The 6,433-nt window shown below is 57.8% G+C and carries 5 protein-coding genes and 1 tRNA gene; 2 read left to right on the forward strand and 4 right to left on the reverse strand.

The window, feature by feature from the left end; translation table 11 throughout:
- Nucleotides 1-32 precede the first annotated feature (32 nt).
- The 4 genes from QP941_RS10690 to QP941_RS10705 all read right to left on the reverse strand — a co-directional run bounded on the left by QP941_RS10690 (nucleotide 33) and on the right by QP941_RS10705 (nucleotide 5,143).
- A complete protein-coding gene (locus QP941_RS10690; RefSeq protein ID WP_284767093.1) occupies nucleotides 33-449 on the reverse strand; it encodes an acyl-CoA thioesterase in 417 nt (138 codons plus the stop codon).
- Between the two features lie 25 nt (nucleotides 450-474).
- Entirely contained in the window at nucleotides 475-2,145 is a 1,671-nt protein-coding gene (ettA, locus tag QP941_RS10695; protein ID WP_204611117.1) for an energy-dependent translational throttle protein EttA, read from the reverse strand.
- Between the two features lie 119 nt (nucleotides 2,146-2,264).
- Nucleotides 2,265-2,909: a single-stranded DNA-binding protein gene (locus tag QP941_RS10700; protein WP_284868908.1), complete on the reverse strand. Its 645-nt coding sequence runs from the start codon at nucleotides 2,907-2,909 to the stop codon at nucleotides 2,265-2,267.
- Nucleotides 2,910-3,091: 182 nt separating this feature from the next.
- Nucleotides 3,092-5,143 carry a bifunctional copper resistance protein CopD/cytochrome c oxidase assembly protein gene (locus QP941_RS10705; protein ID WP_284868909.1) on the reverse strand — a complete coding sequence of 684 codons (2,052 nt, stop codon included), beginning with the start codon at nucleotides 5,141-5,143 and terminating at the stop codon, nucleotides 3,092-3,094.
- Between the two features lie 66 nt (nucleotides 5,144-5,209).
- Between QP941_RS10705 and QP941_RS10710 the strand changes: the two genes are divergently transcribed.
- A complete protein-coding gene (locus QP941_RS10710; RefSeq protein ID WP_284868910.1) occupies nucleotides 5,210-6,127 on the forward strand; it encodes a LysR family transcriptional regulator in 918 nt (305 codons plus the stop codon).
- Nucleotides 6,128-6,166: 39 nt separating this feature from the next.
- Nucleotides 6,167-6,240 (forward strand) — tRNA-Arg (locus tag QP941_RS10715).
- Nucleotides 6,241-6,433 lie beyond the last annotated feature (193 nt).

A 6,433-nucleotide genomic window follows, 5' to 3' on the forward strand; every position in this document is an offset into this window, starting at 1 on the left:
CCTGCCTTTCTAATCTGTGCTCTGCTCCGCTGCTAGTTGGCAGCGGTATTGTGCAGAATATCCTTTTCCTGATCCGTCAATGGACGCGGGGTCTGCTGCTGACGGTCAATGACTACCTGCACGCAATCCACGGTTGCCGCAACCTCGCCTTGGGCGTTCTTCACCTGCTGAGTGGTGGTAAACGAGGTGGTACCAATCTGGGAAACTGCGGTATCCACCTCCACCGTAGTGGTGTCCTTAAACTCTATCGGACGCAGGAAGTCCACATCCAGGTGGCGCACGAACGCAATGAAGTCGAGGCCCTTGGAATAGATGTGTTCCTTCGCAAAGGCCAGGCGCGCTTCCTGGGCGAGCTCGATATAGTTAGCGTTCATCATGTGGCCGTACATATCAAAGTCCGACCAGCGGGTTTGAATACGGTACGTGTGCACGCTTGGGGTTGCCATCATTCTCCTCAGTTAAGGCGTCAACTTCTTAGCGGGTCAGCTTACGGTGGGTCACGCGAGAAGGACGGGCCGCCTCTTCACCGAGGCGATCGACCTTATTCTTCTCGTAATCGCCGAAGTTGCCCTCGAACCAGAACCACTGACCTTCTTCCACATTGCCCTCCCAGGCCAAGATGTGGGTACAGGTGCGGTCCAGGAACCAGCGGTCGTGGGAAATGACCACGGCGCAGCCCGGGAACTTCTCCAGCGCGTTTTCCAGCGAGCCGAGGGTTTCCACGTCCAAGTCGTTGGTCGGCTCGTCAAGGAGGATCAGGTTGCCGCCCTCCTTCAGGGTCAGCGCCAAGTTCAGGCGGTTGCGCTCACCACCGGAAAGCACCTTGGATGGCTTCTGCTGATCTGGGCCCTTGAAGCCGAACGCGGACAGGTAAGCACGCGAAGGCATCTCGTTTTGGCCGACGTGAATGTAATCTAGGCCGCCGGAGACAACCTCCCAGACGGTTGCCTCAGGGTCGATGTTCTCACGGTTCTGGTCCACGTAGGACAGCTTGACGGTATCGCCCACCTCGACGGAACCGGCATCCGGTTGCTCCAGGCCAACGATGGTCTTAAACAGGGTGGTTTTACCCACGCCGTTCGGGCCGATAACGCCCACGATGCCGTTGCGCGGCAGGGTGAAGGAGAGGTCCTTAATCAGGACGCGGTCATCGAAGCCCTTCTGCAGATCCTTGACTTCCACAACCTTATTACCCAAGCGCGGCGGAGTAGGAATCTGGATCTCTTCGAAGTCGAGCTTCTTGTACTTCTCAGCCTCGGCAGCCATCTCCTCGTAGCGCTCCAGACGAGCCTTGTTCTTGGCCTGGCGGGCCTTTGCACCGGAGCGAACCCACTCCAACTCGTCCTTCAAGCGCTTGCGCAGCTTCGCGTCCTTCTTGCCGGCAACCTCCAAGCGCTCCTGCTTCTTATCCAGGTAGGTGGAGTAGTTGCCCTCGTATGGATAGAGCTTGCCGCGGTCAACCTCACAGATCCAGCCCGCGACGTGGTCGAGGAAGTAGCGATCGTGGGTCACGGCCAAGACTGCACCCGGGTAATCGGCCAAGTGCTTCTCCAGCCACTGCACGGACTCGGCGTCCAGGTGGTTCGTAGGCTCGTCGAGCAGCAGCAGGTCCGGCTCGGTGAGCAGGAGCTTAGCCAGCGCTACACGACGGCGCTCGCCACCAGAAAGGTTGGTCACTGGGGCGTCGGAAGGCGGGCAACGCAAAGCTTCCATTGCCTGCTCGATCTTGGAGTCAACCTCCCAAGCATCGGCGGCGTCCAGCTCTTCTTGCAGCTTGCCCATCTCTTCCATGAGCTCGTCGCTGTAGTTGGTGGCCATTTCCTCGGCGATCTGCTCGAAGCGCTGCTTCTTTTCAAAGATATCGCCCAAGCCCTCTTCGACGTTGCCGCGTACGGTCTTCTCGTCATTGAGCGGCGGCTCCTGCTGCAGGATGCCCACGGTGGCACCCGGATCCAGGAAAGCCTCGCCATTGGAAGGCTGGTCCAGGCCGGCCATAATCTTCAGAATGGAGGACTTACCGGCACCGTTAGGGCCGACCACACCAATCTTGGCTCCTGGGTAGAACGCCATTGTTACATCGTCAAGGATGACTTTATCGCCAATTGCCTTGCGCACGTTTTTCATCGTGTAGATGAATTCGCCCACTTTTACCCCTTTGCAAAAATTTGGGAGACGTATTTATCTACACAAACACTACATCAGAACCACCGCCCAAGTGCCTCGGGTCAGGTACACCCGAGGCGATCAAACCGGGGAGGAAACGCTTAAGCGTTCACAGGGGCGGATTCTGCCTCGGCAGCTTCCTCTTCCACTTCGGCATCGTCGAAGGAATCTTCTTCCCCACCACGTGCAGCTGCGGCGCGTTCGGCTAGATAGCGGTCCGCTGCGGTATCGGCAGCGGTATCTCCCTGCCCCGCCTGCTGCGGCGGCAGGCTGTGGTCCACGTCCGGTTCAATGGCGTTGTCCCCCAGTTCTGGGACCGCAATATTTTCCTGGTTGTACTGCGGAGCGAGACGCTTGGTACCGATAACGTGGCGGTTCAGATCCAGGCCCACGTACTGCGCCTTAATGAATGTGCGGAAGTGATCGGTGCCCTGGTCATCGCGCCATTGTTCTGTAACTAAGGAGCCCACGATGACCAGCGGCATGCCTTTAGCCAGGGATTTGCGCACATTGATGGCAAATTGATTCCACATTTCGACATCGATGTAGAGGTGGTCCACGTCGCGCCACTGCGGGGCCTTGGAGTTGTGCCCTTCTGGATAATTGTCGCCGGCATCGACCTGACGGTCCGGAATTCGGCGCGAGGAAGCTACGCGCAGTTTGGCCTTATAGGCCCCAGTTGAAGTCTTGGTCAGGATGGGATCGCGAGTAAGGCGACCGGTCAAGGTAATTGGGTATTGGGACATGGTGCTAGAAAATCCTTTGCTGGATAGTTGGATAGGCGAGTTCGGTTTTCCTCGCTCGCTTCCACATCCTGATACCGGCGCGCAAGCCACACCATGCCGGCGACCACTACCCTGTGAATAACTTGTTGTACCCGTCAACGAAACTCGGGATTTGGGGTGATTTTTATCCGGTTATCCACAGGCTAGCGCCCGCGGAAACTCGATTCATCGCCGTGGCCCATATCCTGCAGCATCGCGTTATAGCGTTCCAGTTCGGCATCATCGTCCGCATCCGCTTGCATATCGTGGCGGCGAGCCGTAGCGCGATCATCGCTGAGCCAATCCAGGAAGAGCTTGCCAAAGACGATAACCAGCGGGAACTGACCAAAGCCCCACGCGATGCCGCCGCCCACGCGTTGGTCTTGGAGCAGATCCTGGTCCCAGGGCAAGTCCAAATACTGGTAGAAGTCTGCACCCAACACACTTTGCAGCTGCATCAGGTACACGCCGGCAAAGAGGTGGAATGGCATGGAAAGGAACAGCACGGCCAATCGGAACGGGGTGGAGTGGCGCTTGGGAAGCGGATCCGGCCCGATGATTTCCCAGAAGTAGAAGCAGCCGGAGATGATAAACGCAAAGTTCATAATGAGGTGGCCGGCGTGCTCGGAAATAGCGAATTGATATAGGCCGGGGAACAAATACAGCACGTAGAGGAAAAATAGGTACTGCACGAGATTGACAAACGGATTCGTAATAAAAGCGACGATCTTGGACTGGGTTGCCGCCAGCGCATAGTCGTGCAGGCTGGGTTTTCCCTTCGGCCCTGCCTCAAAGGCCTCCATGAGCAGGGTCAGTGGCGCACCCAGAACGAGCAGGAGCGGTACTGCCATCGACAAAATCATGTGCACCAACATGTGCATGGAGTACATCGCCGGCATGTAGAGGCCCATGCCGGTAGACATCACAAGGGTCAGGCCCAGCGCGCCGCACATAAACCACGCAGTACGCCCCTTGCTCCAGGTCAGGCCACGCTTGTGTACGCGGTAGACGCAGTAGCCATAGGCCGCAGCCAAAAGCAGGCCAATGGTGCCAAACATGATGTCAAAGCGGAACATGGTCCACACGTTGAGCACCGTGGGCTTTTCAAACAGCTCATAGCCCATCAGAATCTGCATCGAGTTGAGGTTGGGATCGCGCGGCGCCGGGGGCACAGTGCGGCCCAGCGTGATGGCTACGCCAATAGTGGCGGCCATGACCGCTACTTCCACGATGGCAATGCGAAGGAAAAGGCGCGGATTCTTGCCCAGCTGCGGGATGGTGAGCTCGCGGTGAGCAAGGCCGAAAATGCCCAGCAAAATCGTCAGCACGAACTTGGTAATCAGAATGATTCCGTACGCGGAATCCACCAGATCGGAGATATTCATGCGGATGAGCGTGTTAATCAAGCCCGATACTGCCAAGACAACAATCGCCATAAAGGCGATGCCGGAGTAGCGCTTCACCGCAAAGGCGAGGTTGGGGCCAAGGCGCCGACCATGGGCGATTAGCGCCATAAGCCCGCCTACCCAAAGCATGACAAAGACCAAGTGCCACAGGAGCGAATTGGTGCCGTAATCATGGTCGCCGCCCGCCGCGGAGTGGCCTTCCATGCCAATGGGTACGACCTGCATTATGGACAAGAAAAGCAGTACCGGCTGCATGGACCAGCCGCGGCCCACGAGACCGAGAATGCCCACTACTAGAGCGATGAGTACGGAGATTGCCCACACGATGGTGGTGGAAATTTCCGTCAGCGCCATTTTCATGATGGAAGGCTCGAATACCTGGGAAAAGGGCGCGCCGGTGAGGTCGGACATAATGAGTGGAATTTCCACGAGACCCACGGCCGCCACACCAAAGGAAGCCCACGTACCGGTGCGGGCGGCGATGTGGCCGTCGACGGACAAGGGGGCATCGATAAGCGTGGCATTGTCCCCGCGCGGTGCAATGAGGAACGACGAGGCCAAGAATGAGCCCACGGACAAAGCCATAAGCACCCACGCCATGCCACGAAAGAGTGGCAGGCCAAAGGTAGTTATGCGACCGGGATCCGGGATACCCAGGGCCGCCAGGGAATCGGCTAAAAGGAACAGGGAAATAAAACCGGCAATCAGGCCGGCAATAAGCATCGCTGCGATATAAATTCCCCAGGAAGGGCGGGGCTTCTTACCCGCCGCGTTCACACTGTTAACCTGCTCATTTGCCATAGTGCGCATTGTATAGCGCGACCTGGTTTCTCACATAACACCCATTTTGTCTTTACATGTGCCATCATGGACCTTATGGACACCCGTCAACTTCTTTATTTTCGCGCCGTTGTAGACCATGGCTCCTTCACGCACGCTGCCGAATCCCTCGATATGACCCAGCCATCGCTGAGCCTTTCCATCCGGAAGCTAGAGAAGGAGCTAAACGCTCAGCTACTCTCACGCGGTCGCTCCGGTGTCTCCACCACTGAGGCTGGCGATTATGTCTACGAAACGGCCGTCAAGGTTGATGCGCTGCTGAGCGAAACCCAGCGCCATATCAGCGAAATCACCGGCGACAAGGCCAGCACCGTATCCCTCGCCTCCGGCGCCATTTTGAACTGGGAATTTATCCCTGCCGCCCTCGCTGAGCTCAAGCGGATTTACCCCACCGCCAATATCTCGCTGGATGACGCCGAACCGGCTACCGCTATCAAGCACCTACTGGATGGCCAGGTGGACCTAGCGCTCTTGCCGACGTCCGATCCGAAGGCCTTCATTCGCCGCTACTCCCCCGAGCTCACCGTCCACCAGGTGGCCACGTTCGATTACTCCGTCGCCCTTCCCCAGCGCCTCGCCGAGTTGGAATCCCCCGTCTCCCTCGCTGACCTGAAGAAGGAAACATGGCTTGTCCCACCGCGCAGCCGCGAACTTCCTGAACTAGCCGAGTTCTATCAAGAACTATGGAATAGCCGCCCGGGCCTCAAGCCGGAAAAGACCCAGGAGGTCGCCAGCCTCAATAGCGCGATTCCTATGGTCTCCAGTGGTCTCGGCGTCAGCATCGTGCCCAATTGCGCACCCGCTGTGCAGCCACACGGCATCATCACCCGCCCCATTGCTGATGACCTACCCCGCTACTACGCCATCGTGGCCTACCGCACGGATCGCGAGCTGACCGCAGCCGCCCAAGAGTTGGTGGACATCCTGCGCTCGCCGCAGCGCACCCTGGCTTAGGTTTCGCCGCCCTCGTGGGCTACTATAAGTGCGTTGTAAGCCCCCATAGCTCAGTGGATTAGAGCAGTGGGTTTCTACCCCATGTGTCGCGGGTTCGAATCCTGCTGGGGGCACCGTTGTCATGAGTCGCGACATGTTTGACAGATGAGTCGCGACATCGTTGACAAACCGGCATTCCAGTTGCTTTTTGTTCTGGGGTGCCGGTTTCTTCGATCAGGCGGGCAGTGCCGGCCTAAACGACAGAATGTGTTGTTTTGCGGCGTGTCGGGCTAAACGACATTTTGTGTTGGTGGGGTTTAGCGCATG

Source organism: Corynebacterium sp. MSK150 (assembly GCF_030229215.1).
Taxonomy (GTDB): domain Bacteria; phylum Actinomycetota; class Actinomycetes; order Mycobacteriales; family Mycobacteriaceae; genus Corynebacterium.